Raw genomic sequence first — 16,150 nt, 5'->3', positions numbered from 1 at the left:
TTTCTTAATCGAATTGGTGGGAAGGTGGTTTTTACAGTTTCAGCTGGTCATATATCCAGATGAAACGGGCATATATTTAGGAGACCTTAAGGAAAACTTAGTTTTCTTGTTTACGACTGAAATAAACAAGACTTGAACCTAAGACAAGCGCGAAACCAGCAATAAGGATATTTTCATTCATATCTTCACCTGTTGCAGGAAGAAGTGCTGCACTCGTTTGACTTGCTTGGTCAGCAATTACTTCAACTACTTGTGTATCTTCTTTTGCACCATCTTGATTAGGTTTTTCTGATGAATCATCTGCTTGGTCTTTATTCTTATCACCTGGTACTACGCTTGGATCACTCGGTTTGTCATGATCTTTATCTTTATCATCATCACCTGGAACATTTGGAGTATAAGCAATGAGTTGAGCATCCGCTGTATCACGGAAAATAGCATTAGCTAACCAACCAAATAAATTCTTAGTATGACGACGGTTAGTTGGATTACCAGCATAGATAAAGAGTGGTTGATTGTTGTATGTACCATCAATCGCCATCACTTTACCGGATAGACCATCGTAACCTGGCCACCAACCAGAAATGAAGAAGTCGTCGCCTGCCACTTCAACAATCTTCTTGAAGCCTGCTGGGATACCTTCGATCCAAGAACCTGAATTAGAATAGAAGAGGTCTTTTAGACTATAGCCTGAGCTTAGGTTTGTATTCTTATCAATTAAGGCTTTGAGTAACCCTTCGTGAGACCAACCATCCTTAAACATTTCTGCATCAAAGCCTTTTAGTAGTCCTAATTCTTCTAGGCGTGCCATAGCGTCGCCACCTAAAATCATCGTTGGTTTCTTACCTAGAAGACTTGGGTCAAATTGTCCACTTTGTAAAATTAACACATCGGCATCATCAATTGAATCAACGACTTGGAAGCCTAAATCACCCGCCACAATTTGGGAATCAAGGATGGTTTCCCGACCTTGCCAAGCTTCATATTTCTTAGGCACAAAGACCTTCAAGGGTTTAAGAGTTTGACCAGATGGATATGCATCTACAATTGGTTGCGCATAAAGTGCATAATTATCTAGCAGATGAGCTAGGGTTTTCCGGTCTACGATATAGCCATCCTTCGTCTTGTAAACTTTAGCCCCTGCTTTAATAGCTGCATTAATAGCTTTAACTGTCGTCGCTGAGTTATTAGCCACTTTGTAGTAAGGAGCGGTTCCCACTTGAGAACGCGGTGCTTTGGTATGAGTCACTTGACCTAAGAAGCCATCGAATTTACCATCAGCAAAAATTGGGTCGGCATCAAAGCCACGCATATCTGGGAAGTTGACCACTAATTCAGCATACATAGCTGCCCAAGCAGATTCATTAGAACCTTTATAAAGGATATGGTTAGCATAACCCCGTTTAGCTTGAGCCATGTCAATCACTAGATCACCTTTTTTATATGGTCCCATATCTGCTTTTAACTCTTTAACTTCAACGCCATTACGTTTGAAATATTCAATCATATCAAAGGCAGCTTGAGTATCACGTACACCATTTGGTGTCATTGGGATTACATAATAGTCAGGGAAGAACTTAGGATTGTCCCCTTTAATCCGACCGATTGTCTTGCCATCTGGTCCGACTAATTCTTCTTCAGCTCGTGGGTCTTCCACTTTATTGACACCTCTTGAGTAGAAGGTCAAGCGATTTGCCATGAGCCGGTCCAGATTATCTTTAATGTAGTTAATACCACCTAGAACAGCATAAGAACCAGCCTTAAAGGATTCATGGTTAGTTTCAGGAATTTCAATGGTATGACCTAAGATGCCATGGTAAACAGCATAAACCCCAGTATATCCAGAGAAAGCATCATCCCAGCCATCGCCATAATAAACTTTAGGGATAATATAGTGGTTGTAATTGGTATTGGTAGTACCAGCATTACCCATTTCACGAGCATGTTCCATCATCGTTTCAGAAACTAAGTCATATTCGAAGTTTGGATCATGTGGTGGTGTCGTAGGTTCAATTAAGAAGTCACGGACAAAACCATGTAAATCATATAAAGCCATTGGATTCCATTTATTAATTAAACCAGAGATTGCTACAGTTTCTGGATTAGCTTGATAAGAAGCATCCCGGTTAGGATCCAAGTCATTAGCTAACTCACGGGTATTAGCAACAGAGCCATCTGGGTTTTCAGAGAAGTTAAATAAGAAAATAAACTTATCTAATAACTCAGAAACATTTAAGCTGACTTTTTTAATTACACCATCTTGAGTCATATTAAAGTGGATGACATCTTTGGTAGCAATTTGTTTAAAGAGGTCACGGACAATGTCAGTACCTGGTTGTTCATCCGCATGGGTATTATTGATTAGAACAGGCACCTTATAATCTAATTTTCCAGATTCAAGTAATGCTTTGACTTGATCAGGGTGTTTTAACATCGCAGGTGTTAATACATTAAGGTAGTTGTCAATAGAAGCTTGGTCTTTAGCAACAATACCATAATGCATATCGCGACCTTGAGCTGTCTTACCATAAATTTCAGTTTCTACTAAACGACCTTCTTTATGGTTTTCAGTCGTATCTTGAATATCTTTTAGCATTTCATCATAAGTCATATATTTTTCATAAGGACGTAAATTTATTACCTTACGAATGACTTTACCATCCGCAGTTTTGCCTTCTAAGACATATTCATGCATATAATCTAAGAAAGTCCGCCGAATATTGTTTGGTGTCCGTAAGGAAAGATCACGACCAAATAAGGAATTAATCGTTATATTAAAGTTTAATTGACCATTAACTACACTGGCATTATCAATATTAATAAATTGATCACCTGTAAAAGTGCCATCTTTCATTACATAAGTTTTACTTTCATTCAAAGGTTTCCCATTTAAAGTCCATTGAATTGTAGTTGGATCTATATCTCCTACTTCAGCTTTTTCAGTAATGATTGTCTTTTCAGTCATATAGACTGTATCCTTACGATTTTCAATCGGATCTTCAGCAGTTTGATGGTCAATTTGACGGATGGCTTCTTCAGTCGATGCGGCATCAACATTCGGTTCAGGTTTTGCTTCCCCTGTTGCCATATTTGTTTCATCAATCGCCGGTTTACTTTCTTCTGTTTCAGCAGCTTCTTCTGCGGCAGCCGCTTCAACTGTATCATCTGCTACTTGGTCTGTGTCTACTGTTGTATCTGTAGCTTGATCATTAGTAGCTTCTGTTGAAGTGGTATCGCTAGTAACACTAGTTGTTGTAGCAATGTCTGTCGCGGAGGCAGCCACCGGATCGCTCACAATACCTTCTTCTGCTCTTGCAGGACTGACGCCGGTTACTAAAGATAAGGCTAGTGTCGTAGAAAGCCCTAATAAGACTTGTTTAACTAACGATGATTTTGAATTATTTGCCATATATTCTTTCCTCCATTCTTAATTTTTCTTAGCTAGCTACTCTTTTTCCCTCCCCTTTTATAAATTTTAGCTGGCTAATATCACTTTTATTATAAAAAGAAAAAATTTTTTTGTAACCGTTTTCTTATCATTACGAATGAGAAATTGGTCACATTAGCCTAAAAATGAGAAGGATTTTCAATGAAAACGGATAATAATTAGGCTAATTTTTGCATTCTCATTTTAATTAAAAAATACTTAAAATTTGAAATAAATTTACTTATCATTCTGCAAAGGCTAGTACCGTAAAGAAAACGGCTTGTAAATATGCCTCATCTTCTCTATAATATCAATGATTACATAAAAGAAAGAAGTGACTCTATGGGACGTAAATGGTTCAATATTAAAGATAAAAAAGGCAAAAAAGATACTGACCTCTCTAAGATTTATGCCAAGTTCGGGATTGAAATCTATGCAGCTGCCAAACAAGGCGAACCTGACCCAGAATCCAACCAAAAACTTAAATTCGTTATTGATCGGGCTAAAACTTATAATGTGCCTGCCCATGTAATTAATAAGGCGATCGACAAGGCCAAGGGCGGCGACGAAGAAGACTACCAAGAACTTCGCTATGAAGGCTTTGGTCCGTCTGGTTCTATGCTGATTGTAGATGCCTTAACCAATAATGTAAACCGGACGGCCGGCAATGTTCGTTCTTTATTTGGGAAAAACGGCGGCAACATGGGAGCCCCTGGTTCAGTTTCTTACCAATTCGTCAATACGGCCGTCTTCATGTTTTCTGGAACCGATGTGGACGAAGTTACCATGGCCCTTTTAGAAGCCGATTGTGATGTCCGCGATGTCTTCAATGAAGAAGACCAAATCGTTGTTTACGGTGAACCCGATGACTTTGCGGCCATCCGCAAAGCTCTTGAAGCTATGGGCGTGGAAAAATTCCAAGTCGCTGAATTAGAAATGATTGCGACCAACGAAATTACCCTGTCTACGGAAGACCAAGAAGTCTTTGAGAAATTAGTCGATGTCTTAGAAGACGACGAAGATGTGCAAAATGTCTACCATAATGTGGACCTCGCCTAAGATGAGCCTGCCAGATATTCCACTCACCCGACCAGGCGGAACTACCTATTCCTTCAAAGACTTAACTGGTAAAACCATCATCGTTGTGAATACAGCCAGCCAATGTGGCCTCCGGGGTCAATTCAAAGAATTGGAAAGTCTCTATCAGACATACCAGGATCAAGGCTTAGTAGTGCTAGGTTTCCCTTCTGACCAATTTAAACAAGAAAATTTAAGCAATGAAGAAATAGCTGAAGCCTGCCAAATTAATTTTGGGGTCAGCTTCCCTTTACATAAACTATGCAAGGTTAACGGCTCTGATACCCATCTACTTTTTGCTTGGCTAAAGGACCAAGATGGAGGACTCCTCGGTAAGAGTATCAAGTGGAACTTTACTAAATTCTTAGTGACCAAAGATGGGGCCAAGGTTACTCGTTTTGCGCCTAAAACCTCGCCTCGAGCCATGGTGGAAGCAATTGAAGCCGACTTAGCCAAGTAAGAGACTTGGATACTTATCATTTTATTTATAATAATTAAGTCATAGCCTATTCCTACAAGCAACAGAGGAATAGGTTATTTTTGTAAAATAATGAATGGGTTTTCACTTGATTTTAATCGGCAGTGTGATATTCTAACTAAGTAATAACATTTGGGGTGCGTTTGCTGAGATTATACCCATGGAACCTGTCCAGATAATGCTGGCGTAGGAAAATGTTCTAAGAAGGCTTGTTATTTAATGGCTATTCTTATTATTAATCTCAACCGTTCCTTAAATGGAACGGTTTTTTTGTTACTTATTTAGAAAGGAAGTCCTTGTCGTGAAACATATCTCTACTGAGAAAGTCATGGTGGTTGCAATTATGATTGCCATTGACTTCGTTTTATCTCCCCTCTTCCGGATTGAAGGAATGGCGCCCATGTCTTCAGTAGTTAATATTATCGGAGCCGTTTTGATGGGTCCTCTCTATGTCACAATTATGGCGACTGTCTGTGGTGTGCTCCGGATGCTTCTTTTGGGTATTCCCCCCTTAGCCTTAACCGGGGCGGTCTTTGGTGCCTTATTAGCCGGCTGGGGTTACCATGGGCTGAACAAGTCCATCTATGGCGCCATGCTAGGGGAAATCCTCGGCACTGGGATTATTGGTTCGCTTCTATCCTACCCCGTCATGGTCTGGTTCACTGGGGTTAAGACCAACCTCTTCTGGCTGGTCTATACCCCTCGTTTTTTAGGAGCTACTTTAATCGGGTCAGCCATCGCCTTCTTCGCCTTAAAGAAATTCTTGAAGGTCAGTCGCTTCAAACAAATCCAAGCCAACTTTGGCACTTTAAAAGTTACCCCAGCTAAGTCAGGTCTACGCCCTGTCCAAAAGGAAGTCCAATCATGAGTCCAGTTCAAATCAAAAATATTTTCCCCCTTAATCGCCCTTTAATCCACTGTATTTCTAACGAGATTACAGCTGAAAGTTTGGCCAACGCCCTCTTATTTGTGGGAGCGCGTCCAATTATGTCTTATGACCCCCGGGAAGTGGTCCAAGTCAACCGCGCATGTCAAGCCAGCTTTATTAATCTTGGCCAACTCAATTCTACGAAAGAGGCCGGCATCCGCCAAGCCGCCGCTGATTTAGCTGACCGCCAAGCACCATGGGTTCTAGATATCGTGGGGATTGCCTCCAGTCAATTACGCCAGGACTTGGTCCAAGACTTATTAGCCTTTAAGCCAACTATTATCAAAGGTAACTTGTCTGAAATGCGGTACTTGAGTCACCTACCTAGTTTAGCCAAGGGGATTGACCGCCATCCCGCAGATTCTGGAAGCCAAGCCTTGCGAGAACTTAGTCAAGCTTTAGCTCAACTAGCCCAAGACGCAGACTTACCTTGTCTGGTGGCAACTGGTCAAAATGACTTAGTTATTGGACCGACCTGGGCTTATCGTTTAGATAATGGCGTGCCGGCCATGGATAACTTTGTTGGGTCCGGTGACTTAGTCGGCGCTCTGATGGCTGCTTGCCTCAGTCAACCAAGTATAAGTGTAGCCCAAGCTGCCATGACCGCCTTGTCCTATTTTAATATCTGTGGTCAAATGGCGGCCGACCAAAGTCAAGGACTTGAAAATTTCCGCCAACAATTATTAAATAATCTCTCCCTCGTCTACCAGTCTGACCATTGGTGTCATGCCCTGAAAGGAGCAAGTATTTATGAAACAAATATCTAACCCTTATCGTCTCTATTTAGTGACTGACCCTACTGGTCTCAGCGCAGATGGTTTTTTACAAGTAATTGACCAAGCCTGTCAGGCAGGAGTCAGCCTGGTCCAATTACGGGAAAAAACGGCCACTAGCCGGGACCTATTTCAAAAGGCTCAGGCAGTCAAAGCTATTACTGACCGATACCAAATTCCTTTAATTATCGATGACCGCTTGGATATTTGCCAAGCCGTAGGGGCCGCCGGTCTTCATGTGGGGGACGAAGATCTACCAGTAGAGGTAGCCCGCAAAATTCTTGGACCGGATGCTATTATCGGGGTTTCCAGTAAATCCCTAGACGCAGCCCAAGCTGCCGTAGCAGGTGGCGCTTCTTATTTAGGTGTGGGCGCAATATTTCCTACTAAGACTAAAGTTAAAACCCAAGCCACTTCGATTGAAACTCTCAAAAAAATCACCCGAACCGTACCCGTACCCGTGGTGGCTATCGGAGGAATTAAATCCCATAACCTTGACCAATTGACCGCCAGCGGCGTCGCCGGTGTCGCCATGGTGTCAGAAATTATGCAAGCCCCTGATGTGGCAGGCAAGGTAGCCGAACTCAACCAACTACTGACCCAGGTTTTGTAATTGTTAAAAATTCATTTTTGCCCTCACTTAAGTTAAGAAAGGATGTCTCCCATGACCAATGAAACACCACAAGTTGTTACCATCGCTGGTTCTGATTCCGGTGGTTGCGCCGGCCTCCAAGCCGACCTCAAAACCTTTCAAAACCGCCATGCCTTTGGGATGTCAATTATCGTTGCCCTAACGGCTCAAAATACCCTGGGCGTCCAAGAAGCTTACCCGATTCCAAATGACTTTGTAACCAGCCAGTTTGCTTCCATGGCAGCCGACTACCAAGTCCGAGCCGCCAAAACTGGGATGTTAGCTAGTCCGAGTCTGGTTGAAACGGTGGCCAAGAACTTAAAACAATACGACTTCGGTCCCCTGGTGGTCGACCCAGTTATGATTGCCAAGGGTGGCCATGCCCTATTGGAAGCCGAAGCCGTTCAAACCGTCAAAGACTACTTACTACCACTTGCGACCGTCCTCACCCCAAATATGCCTGAAGCCGAGGTTTTCCTAGGCTATTCGGTAGAAAGTGCTCAAGATATGATCAAAGCGGCTCTAGATCTTAAAGAATTAGGTCCAAAAAACGTCATCATTAAAGGGGGGCACGGCCACGGCGCGGCTGCTTGTGATTATGTCCTCTTGGAAGATGGAAGCAGTTTCTGGATGGCCAGCCCACGGATTGATACCATCAATACCCACGGAACCGGCGATACTTTTTCAGCCTGTATTGCCGCTGAATTAGCCAAGGGAACCCCTTTGAAGGAAGCCATCCTCATTGGTAAAGCCTTTATTCAAGCAGCCATTGCTGATCCAATTGCAGTCGGACACGGGCATGGTCCCGTCAACCACTGGGTCCAAGAACTAGCCCCTGTGACCTGGGCCTCTTCCTGGGAAGAACTGCAAAAACAATTAGGCGACCTTGACCCTAACTTGGTCGAGTCCGCAACGAACCCTGAGGAAGACCTACATGATTGATATTCAAGATCTGACTTTTTCCTTTAAGGGGCCGGGCCAAGCCCCGGTTTTAGATGATATCCATGCTCAGCTGCCTGAAGGCCACTTCATCTCTTTGATTGGTAAATCTGGTTCAGGTAAGTCCACCCTCTTCAAAATTTTGACCCAAGATTTGACACCCCAAGCCGGGCAAGTAACCTTTCAAGGTCGCCCTTTAGGTGCCCAAGAAGTGGCTTATATGCCACAGAAAGACTTATTATTACCCTGGGCTTCGGTCTTGGATAATGTCCTATTACCTCAAAAACTAAATCCTAAAGTTAAGGTCCACCGCGACCAAGCTTTAGCCTGGTTAGACAAAGCCGGCTTAGCTAAGGTAACCCAAGCCCTGCCCCAAGATCTGTCGGGTGGCATGCGGCAACGGGTGGCTTTTGTCCGAACCTTAATGATGGACAAGCCCATCCTCTTGTTAGATGAACCCTTTGGGACCCTGGACTACTTCACCCAGATGGAAATGCAAGCCTGGCTTTTAGATATCTGGCAGGACCTCAAGACCACGGTTATCTTGATTACCCATAATATTGAAGAAGCCGTCTATCTTAGTGATCACGTCATGATCCTCCACCCGGCCGGGACCACCCCTAAGGGTCAACAATTAGACCGAGTAACCATTGACTTGGACCGGCCACGCCGGCAAGATATGCGTTACCTGCCCCAATTTGTTCAATACAAAAAAGTACTCGAGGAGGCCATCCATCATGACCTTTAAAGACTTTATCAAGCAATACTATCCTTTTATCTTAGTCTTAATCCTTATCTCAGCTCTGGCTGAATACACGGTAGGGGCTGGCCTAATTCCAGCCTTTATCATTCCCCAGCCTAGCCAGGTCATCTCCTTACTGGTGGACCAAGCTGGTTTTATCTGGGAACAAAGTTTAATTACCTTACAAGAGGTGGCCGTTGGTTTGGGGATTTCCTTGGTGGCTGGGATTGGCTTAGGGGTTCTGATTTATTATTCTGATTGGGCCCGCCGTGCCTTATATCCCTTTGTTCTGATTTCGCAGACCATTCCCACCATTGCCTTATCACCGATTTTTGTCATGTGGTTTGGGTATGGCATGCTGACTAAGGTGGCCGTCATTTTCCTCTTCTGCTTCTTCCCTTTAGTCGTTTCAGTCTATGATGGCTTAAGCTTAACCGATGCAGATTATCTAGCTCTTTTTCGTAATATGCAGGCCTCCCCTTGGCAGACCTTCTACCGTTTAGAATGGCAAATGGCTCTGCCTTCTATCTTATCTGGTATTAAATTAGCCGTCATCTATGCCCTCATGGGCGCCACCATCGGCGAGTGGTTAGGCGGCAACGGTGGTTTAGGTTACTATATCCGCCGCATGTCCTCTTCGCTTAAGGCGGATGGGGTCTTCGCTGGAATTCTGGTTTTGTCGCTCATTGGTCTTATTTTATTTGGTTTTGTCACTTTGTTGGAACGGAAACAATTAGCCTATTTACATCAGAAAGGAAGAAAGTAATGACCCATTTCAAAAAACTCAGCCTGATTTTTGCCGCTATTTTACTTAGCCTTATGCCCCTGACTGGATTGACTTCAGTTGCTGCCCAAGAGGACTTAAAAGAAGTTCATTTAATGTTAGATTGGTATCCTAATGCCAATCATATTCCTATCTACGAAGCAATTGAAAAAGGTTACTTCAAAGAAGCAGGGATTGATTTAAAAATTGAAATGCCTGCTGAAACCAATGACCCCATCCGTTTAGTTGGAGCCAAACAAACCGATATTGGGATTTCTTATCCTGGTGTCTTGTCTAAGGCTGTAGCTGAAGGCGTACCAGTCAAAGCCATTGGTTCACTGGTCCAACAAAGAATGGATGTTATCATGTATAAAACCGAGTCTGGTATTAAAGGTGCCAAAGACTTAGTTGACAAAAAAGTAGGTTTTGCCTCTGACCCAATTTCTGAAGCGGTGGTTCAGTCTATGGTGACGAATGAAGGCGAAGATCCAAGTAAAGTCGATATGATCGATGTAGGTTGGGACCTCATTCCAGCTTTAGCCACCGATAAGGTTGATGCTGTTATTGGAGCCTATGTTAACCATGAATACTTAATGCTGCAAGACCAAGGCTATAACATGGGCTACTTTGACTTTGCTGACTTTGGTATTCCAGAATCCCAAGAATTAATTTTTGTCGCTTCTGACGAACTAATTGAATCTGATCCAGACTTATTAAAAGCTTTTATGACTGCCTTACAAAAAGGGTTTGACGCTGCCAAGGAAGATCCTGAAGGAGCCTTGGAAGTCTTATTCGCTAAAGAAGAAAACGCCTATACCTTGGACAAAGATATCGAAGCCAAGTCTTGGGAAATGTTACAAGACTTTATGGTTAAGGATGGTAGCTTTGGCGCCATGGATGTGGACCAATATGACGCCTATGTTAAATGGCTCTTTGAAACCGGCTCTATTGCCAAGGAAGTCAAGGGTGCCGATGTAGTTCACCCGGTACTAAATGGGGAAAATTAATTTGGTATTGCTTAGCTTTGCCAAAAATTAAAGTAAAGAACTTTGCCAAAAACTAAGGAGGAAACCATGCCAAACTTTTGCCAAGAAGCTCTGGCTGCCAGCCAGAAGCTTTGGGATGCCAACTTCAACCATCCCTTTGTTCAAGCTCTCGCTGATGGAAGCTTAGACCTGAAAATTTTTAAGGGCTATGTTATTCAAGATGCCTATTATCTTCAATCCTTCGGAGCGGCTCATGCCCTCGCTGCCTACAAGGCCACCACTTCTGATTTAGCCATTCGTTTTGGCCAAGGTCTAGTGGATACCTTCCAGTCTGAGCTAGAACTCCATGGATCTTTTATCAAAGATTTGGAGATTAGCCAGACAGACTTGGATGCTTTCACCCCTTCACCTAACGCCTACGCCTACAGCAACCATATGCGGTTGGCTGGCCATGACCAGGATATGGCCTTTATCTTAGCTACTTTATTACCTTGCTATTGGCTTTATGAAGAAATCGGGCATTATTTGGCCGAACACCGGCCGGACAATCCTTTCTATAACCGTTGGATTGATACTTACAGTAGTGACTGGTTCTCTGAAAACGTCCGTCAAATGAAGGACTTGATGGACCAATTAGCGGCGGATAAATCACCGGAAGAATTTGCGGCTTTGATTCACGCCTTCAAGCAATCAGTCTACTATGAATACATGTTCTGGGACGACGCCTACTACCAACGTGATTGGGCAGTGGAGGAATAATTATTTAAATATACATGAAAAAGTTGCGAAGAATTCGGTTTTGGCAACTTTTCCTCGCTGAGACTTGCGAAAAATTTTTTCTTGGCAAGTCTTCCACACAAAAAGTTGCCAACAAAACATACTTGGTAATTATTTAAGTAAAAAAGTTGCGAAGATAAATCGCTTCGCAATTTTCCTTTTATTAGCTCCACATCCAATAAAACAAACCGCATGTCTTAGCCCTCTAGCTAAGAAGATGCGGTTACTTTTTGTTTATTTTTTATTTTTAAAAACTAGCCCCGTTAGTGGTGCAATAATTAAGGTATCATCAGCAACTTGATAATCCTCACTCGTAGTCAGCGGCACCTTCCCGGCCCGACTTCCATCAGCTAAAAGGTCAGCATTTACCAAATCAAAGTCAGGTGTCAGATTTAAATCAAATGTCCGGGCTTGGTCATCAGCATTAATTAAGACCAGGTAGTCTTCAGCCGGTTGGGTCTGACCAGCTGGCACTTGCAGGCGGTAAGCCAAGACCAAGTCTTGGCTTTGTCCCCAGTCAATTAGGATCATAGCTTGATCGATTAGACTCGCCTGACCCAAGCGGAAGGCTGGACTAGACCGACGTAGGTCAATCAAGCCTTGAACATAATCATGATTTAAACCTGGCAGGGCTTCTCCTAAACGGACCCAATCGAAGTGGTTGACCGAATCTGGCGCCCGGTAGGAATCATGCACAATATAAGGATAAGTTTGGGGTTGACCGTCCGTTTTTTGTAGTTGGTATGTTTTTTCAAATACAGTCTCAGCTCCCGACGCTTGGGTCACGGCTGGGTCCTGCAACCCTTCAAAGCCGTCATCCCGAATCTGCTTGGACCGGCCGTATTCCTGACCTGCATGGAGGAAGGCCACCCCTTGGGCCGTCAAGACCAATAAATTACCTAACCGCATCCGGCGTAAGAGCTCATCTTGGTCAACTACCGGGTCAAGCTTCAAGGTCAGAGCCAGAATATCATAAACAGTGGCATTATCATGGGCTTCCATATATTGGACCACATTGTAAGGACCTTGGGCCCGGAAATTCCCCGGTTGGCCTTTTAAATTGTCGAATAATTTTTTTCGGTCAAAAGGTCCCCCACTTAAGAAGGCGGGTTGACCTTCATCCGGATAACCTGACTTCAAGGCATTGCGAAGCTCATCAGAGAAAACGGCCACATCCCCTGTCTGGTCCATCCAATCCTGACTGGCTGGAAGTGGTTTTTCCAGGTTCTGATCGCCCACATAAGTTCGCCAGCCTTCTCCAATAATCAAGGACTGAGGATTAATGCTTTTGGCTAAGTCCGCAATAGCCTGGAGAGTGGCCGCATCATGGTCGCCCATCATATCAAAGCGGAAGCCGTCCACCTTAAACTCACGCAACCAATATTCAATCGAGTCCAACATAAGCCGGTGAGCCATCCAATGGGTCGATGCTAAGCGGCCCCCACCAAAACTAGTCAAGGAATGGTCTTCCTCATCCACAAAATGATAATAATGAGGCTCAATCTCTTCAAATATATGCAAGGCCGCGGTATGGTTATAGACCACATCCAGAGTCACACCCATGCCCCGGTCATGAATGGCCGCAATCAAGGTCTTCAACTCTTTAATCCGTAGTTGAGGATCATAGGGATTTTCTGAATAAAAACCCGTCGGGGCAAAGTACCCTAAGGGGTCATAGCCCCAATTATAATTAGCCGGCAGATCCGCCATGGTTGAATATGCAGGCTGGGTTTCATCAATTTTATATTGGGCCATGACTGGCATCAATTGAATATGGGTCACCCCAAGATCTTTGAGGTAATCTAGTCGGTCAATAAAGGCCATAAAGGTTCCCGGCCGGTGGTCTAAGTTCAGACTCTGATCCATGGTAAAATCACGGACGGATACTTCGTAAATCACTGCATCTTGCGGACTGGAATAGCCCTCGATTTTTCCAAAATTTTCTAAGTCTGGTCCCAAATTCTCCGGATCAACCAGAGCTGCCCGTGGCGCGTCAGCTTCTCCCTCTTGGTAGGTCCATGCCGCTAAAGACTTGGCATAAGGGTCAAGTACTAGGGACTCCTGCCCGTGGCGCACCACACCGTAATTGTAATAAAAGCCTGTTAGCTCATTTTGACCAGCCTCTTGCGGTCCCACCTGAACTTGCCACTGGCCTTGATCGCTTTTTTTCAGGTTACAGCTATAAACCGCCGCACTATCAGTCCCTTGATCATACAGGTAGAGCTTAACTTGCTCGGCCGTTGGTGCCCACAAGGTAAAGGTCCACTGGCCCTCCTGGTCAACCTGTGCCCCCAAAGGTCCCGTATAATGATAAGCCTCATCAATTACTTGCCACTTCAGTGTCATCAAATCCTCCTCTTTCTTCTTTCATCTCTAAAAATCATTCCATCATCGATAGCAGTGGTTTTTGACTTCTAATTGGTGGGTGCTCCTAAGATTTTGCCTCTTAATGACGACCTTACCTTTAACTCGTCACTCAAAGCGCACTTTTGGGACCACTTCACTCTCAACTCGTCACTCAAAACACACTTTTGGGACCACTTGGCCCTTAAATCGTCACTCAAAACACTATTTTGGGACGAGTGTCCAAAAACTAGCCTACCTTGCGGTAGCATCAAGGCTCATAATTCATAGTCCGTTGAAAAAACAAAAGGCAGCAGGCTTAACCTGGAAAATCACTGATTTTCACTTGGTCTAACCTACTCCCTTTTAAATAACTAATACTTGCTTATTCAATATATAAATTAACGAATCACATTCTCAGTTTCTGGATCGAAGAAGTGAGTCTTATTCATATCAAAGACGAGGTCCACATCATCACCAATATTATATTCGGTCCGAGTATCCACGCGGGCGATAAATTCATTTTGATCATGTTTACAATATAACATCATTTCTGCGCCGGTCATTTCAACCACTTGGATATGGGCTTGAATAATTGCTTCAGGCATAGTGTCCTTCATAACTGGTTCATCATGAATATCTTCTGGACGAATCCCCATAATTAATTGTTTACCTTCGTAGCCTTGGTCATTTAATTTACGAGCCATGGCATCAAAAACAGCCCAAGACAAACCATCCGCCGTTGTCACCCGGCCTTTTTCATAAGTTACATTGAAGAAGTTCATAGCGGGTGACCCCATAAAGCTGGCCACAAAGACATTATCTGGATGATTATACACTTCGGTTGGTGTCCCAATTTGCATAATATTTCCGTCATTCATAACTACAATCCGTGAGGCCAAGGTCATGGCTTCGGTTTGGTCATGAGTTACGTATATGGAAGTTGTTTCCAGTTCATGGTGGAGCTTGGCAATCTCAGTCCGCATTTGAACCCGTAATTTAGCATCCAAGTTGGATAAAGGTTCGTCCATTAAGAAGACTTTAGCTTCGCGGACAATAGCTCGACCCAAGGCTACCCGTTGCCGTTGGCCCCCAGATAAAGCGGCAGGTTTACGTTCTAGATAAGGCGTTAAACCTAGGATTTCAGCCGCATGGTCAACCCGGGCTTTAATTTGGTCTTTAGTATATTTACGTAATTTCAAACCATAGGCCATATTATCAAACACGGTCATATGGGGATATAAGGCATAGTTTTGGAAAACCATAGCGATATTCCGGTCTTTAGGTTCCACGTCATTCATGACTTGGCCATCAATAATCAATTGACCTTCAGTAATATCTTCCAAACCAGCAATCATCCGTAAGGTGGTGGATTTACCACAACCAGAAGGACCTACGAAAACAATAAATTCTCGGTCCTGAATATCGATATTAAAATCTGTTACAGAATAGGTATCATTCCCCTTATATTTTTTTTGGATATTTTTTAAATTAATTTCTACCACGGTGAGCACCTCTCTTTTGAATATCTTCTAAGTAATCATCATTAAAATGGGTTTTCCAATAGGATGCCATTAAACTTGCGATAAAAGCAAAACCTTGTAAGGAAATCATGGCTAAAGGATCCAAGCCCGCAAAAGCCGCTATCATAGCGAGTAGGCTGGCTCCACCAAAAGCATTCAAGACAATGGTCAAGGCTTCCTTGTAAGAGCCAATCGTAAACCGTCGACTCAAATGCATTAAATAAACTAAAGCAGAGACGACCCCGATAAAGATTAAATTATTGGTAAAAAGAATAATCGCCACATTCAATAATTGAATCACTATCAAGGATAAGCGGTTGTCCTTAAACCAAAGTTGGGACAAATCCTTTAAGACCATTTGTGGATCTTGTGATTTAAGCAAGGGATTATCCTGACCTAAGTCTTGGACAAAAATCGGCTGGTCTCCTTCTTTAATAAAAACTTGATCTTGGCTAGCCGCCAAACCAGATCCTTCCTTCAATAAGGTCTCGGCTTGAGTCTCATCCTTAACAAAGGCTTGGCGTACTTTGTCATCTTCTTGACTACTTTGCCCTTGGTTGGCCACTTGGTCCCAGTTAAAATCTTGGTAAGCAGCTAGGAAATCCGCGGTCATAGTTCGCTCTAAGGATGGCATATACTCTGTAATATCCACCGATTGCAAACCATTAATCCGTAGACTCAAAGGCATCAAACTTAAAGCCGTCGTAAAGATAAAGACCAAGACCAATTGCCAGGTTTTTAAGGCTTTTCTTTGGCTAAAAAT

Annotated in this window: 14 protein-coding genes and 1 riboswitch; of the genes, 10 read left to right on the top strand and 4 right to left on the bottom strand. The window is 43.4% G+C overall.

Annotated features, from left to right (window positions below):
• Positions 1-97: 97 nt before the first annotated feature.
• Positions 98-3,409 carry a M14 family metallopeptidase gene (locus HMPREF9257_RS03075; RefSeq protein ID WP_006417980.1) on the bottom strand — a complete coding sequence of 1,104 codons (3,312 nt, stop codon included), beginning with the start codon at positions 3,407-3,409 and terminating at the stop codon, positions 98-100.
• A gap of 360 nt (positions 3,410-3,769) precedes the next feature.
• On the opposite strand from HMPREF9257_RS03075, the gene HMPREF9257_RS03070 reads away from it, so the two are divergent.
• From HMPREF9257_RS03070 to tenA, 10 genes are all read left to right on the top strand, one after another.
• On the top strand, positions 3,770-4,486 hold the full coding sequence (locus tag HMPREF9257_RS03070; RefSeq protein ID WP_006417988.1) for a YebC/PmpR family DNA-binding transcriptional regulator: 717 nt from the start codon (positions 3,770-3,772) through the stop codon (positions 4,484-4,486).
• 1 nt (position 4,487) lies between these two features.
• Positions 4,488-4,964 (top strand): glutathione peroxidase, encoded by a 477-nt coding sequence (locus HMPREF9257_RS03065; RefSeq protein WP_006417994.1) that lies wholly within the window; start codon positions 4,488-4,490, stop codon positions 4,962-4,964.
• 141 nt (positions 4,965-5,105) lie between these two features.
• Positions 5,106-5,192, top strand: a riboswitch (TPP riboswitch).
• Between the two features lie 91 nt (positions 5,193-5,283).
• Positions 5,284-5,850, top strand: coding sequence for an energy coupling factor transporter S component ThiW (thiW, locus tag HMPREF9257_RS03060; protein WP_006417981.1), 567 nt, complete (start codon positions 5,284-5,286; stop codon positions 5,848-5,850).
• Positions 5,847-6,677, top strand: a complete 831-nt coding sequence (gene thiM / locus HMPREF9257_RS03055) for a hydroxyethylthiazole kinase (RefSeq protein ID WP_006417998.1) — start codon at positions 5,847-5,849, stop codon at positions 6,675-6,677. The genes thiW and thiM overlap by 4 nt, the downstream gene beginning before the upstream one ends.
• Complete coding sequence (gene thiE / locus HMPREF9257_RS03050; protein ID WP_006417999.1) at positions 6,661-7,296, top strand: thiamine phosphate synthase; 636 nt, start codon at positions 6,661-6,663, stop codon at positions 7,294-7,296. Before thiM ends, thiE begins: the two co-directional genes overlap by 17 nt.
• Positions 7,297-7,347: 51 nt before the next feature.
• Positions 7,348-8,256 (top strand): bifunctional hydroxymethylpyrimidine kinase/phosphomethylpyrimidine kinase, encoded by a 909-nt coding sequence (thiD, locus tag HMPREF9257_RS03045; RefSeq protein WP_006417982.1) that lies wholly within the window; start codon positions 7,348-7,350, stop codon positions 8,254-8,256.
• A complete protein-coding gene (locus HMPREF9257_RS03040) occupies positions 8,249-9,001 on the top strand; it encodes an ABC transporter ATP-binding protein (RefSeq protein WP_006417997.1) in 753 nt (250 codons plus the stop codon). Before thiD ends, HMPREF9257_RS03040 begins: the two co-directional genes overlap by 8 nt.
• Complete coding sequence (locus tag HMPREF9257_RS03035; protein WP_006417987.1) at positions 8,991-9,761, top strand: ABC transporter permease; 771 nt, start codon at positions 8,991-8,993, stop codon at positions 9,759-9,761. Before HMPREF9257_RS03040 ends, HMPREF9257_RS03035 begins: the two co-directional genes overlap by 11 nt.
• A complete protein-coding gene (locus HMPREF9257_RS03030; protein WP_006417992.1) occupies positions 9,761-10,765 on the top strand; it encodes an ABC transporter substrate-binding protein in 1,005 nt (334 codons plus the stop codon). The genes HMPREF9257_RS03035 and HMPREF9257_RS03030 overlap by 1 nt, the downstream gene beginning before the upstream one ends.
• A 66-nt stretch (positions 10,766-10,831) precedes the next feature.
• Positions 10,832-11,503 carry a thiaminase II gene (tenA, locus tag HMPREF9257_RS03025; RefSeq protein WP_006417985.1) on the top strand — a complete coding sequence of 224 codons (672 nt, stop codon included), beginning with the start codon at positions 10,832-10,834 and terminating at the stop codon, positions 11,501-11,503.
• 252 nt (positions 11,504-11,755) lie between these two features.
• On the opposite strand, the gene HMPREF9257_RS03020 is transcribed toward tenA, so the two are convergent.
• From HMPREF9257_RS03020 to HMPREF9257_RS03010, 3 genes are all read right to left on the bottom strand, one after another.
• On the bottom strand, positions 11,756-13,867 hold the full coding sequence (locus HMPREF9257_RS03020) for an alpha-amylase family glycosyl hydrolase (protein WP_006417993.1): 2,112 nt from the start codon (positions 13,865-13,867) through the stop codon (positions 11,756-11,758).
• Between the two features lie 398 nt (positions 13,868-14,265).
• The gene (locus HMPREF9257_RS03015) at positions 14,266-15,369 is read right to left on the bottom strand and encodes an ABC transporter ATP-binding protein (RefSeq protein WP_006417990.1); all 1,104 of its coding nucleotides are present in this window, start codon (positions 15,367-15,369) and stop codon (positions 14,266-14,268) included.
• Positions 15,356-16,108 (bottom strand): hypothetical protein, encoded by a 753-nt coding sequence (locus HMPREF9257_RS03010; RefSeq protein WP_142977856.1) that lies wholly within the window; start codon positions 16,106-16,108, stop codon positions 15,356-15,358. The genes HMPREF9257_RS03015 and HMPREF9257_RS03010 overlap by 14 nt, the downstream gene beginning before the upstream one ends.
• Positions 16,109-16,150 lie beyond the last annotated feature (42 nt).

Origin of the sequence: Eremococcus coleocola ACS-139-V-Col8 (assembly GCF_000183205.1) — a bacterium.
Taxonomy (GTDB): Bacteria; Bacillota; Bacilli; order Lactobacillales; family Aerococcaceae; genus Eremococcus; species Eremococcus coleocola.
Note: the sequence above shows the minus strand (reverse complement) of the source record. Positions and strands in the feature narration are given on the sequence as shown.

Coding starts and splice junctions, on each gene's coding strand:
- HMPREF9257_RS03075 (WP_006417980.1), bottom strand. CDS start 3,409: ATGGCAAATAATTCAAAATCATCGTTAGTTAAACAAGTCTTATTAGGG.
- HMPREF9257_RS03070 (WP_006417988.1), top strand. CDS start 3,770: ATGGGACGTAAATGGTTCAATATTAAAGATAAAAAAGGCAAAAAAGAT.
- HMPREF9257_RS03065 (WP_006417994.1), top strand. CDS start 4,488: ATGAGCCTGCCAGATATTCCACTCACCCGACCAGGCGGAACTACCTAT.
- thiM (WP_006417998.1), top strand. CDS start 5,847: ATGAGTCCAGTTCAAATCAAAAATATTTTCCCCCTTAATCGCCCTTTA.
- thiE (WP_006417999.1), top strand. CDS start 6,661: ATGAAACAAATATCTAACCCTTATCGTCTCTATTTAGTGACTGACCCT.
- thiD (WP_006417982.1), top strand. CDS start 7,348: ATGACCAATGAAACACCACAAGTTGTTACCATCGCTGGTTCTGATTCC.
- HMPREF9257_RS03040 (WP_006417997.1), top strand. CDS start 8,249: ATGATTGATATTCAAGATCTGACTTTTTCCTTTAAGGGGCCGGGCCAA.
- HMPREF9257_RS03035 (WP_006417987.1), top strand. CDS start 8,991: ATGACCTTTAAAGACTTTATCAAGCAATACTATCCTTTTATCTTAGTC.
- HMPREF9257_RS03030 (WP_006417992.1), top strand. CDS start 9,761: ATGACCCATTTCAAAAAACTCAGCCTGATTTTTGCCGCTATTTTACTT.
- tenA (WP_006417985.1), top strand. CDS start 10,832: ATGCCAAACTTTTGCCAAGAAGCTCTGGCTGCCAGCCAGAAGCTTTGG.
- HMPREF9257_RS03020 (WP_006417993.1), bottom strand. CDS start 13,867: ATGACACTGAAGTGGCAAGTAATTGATGAGGCTTATCATTATACGGGA.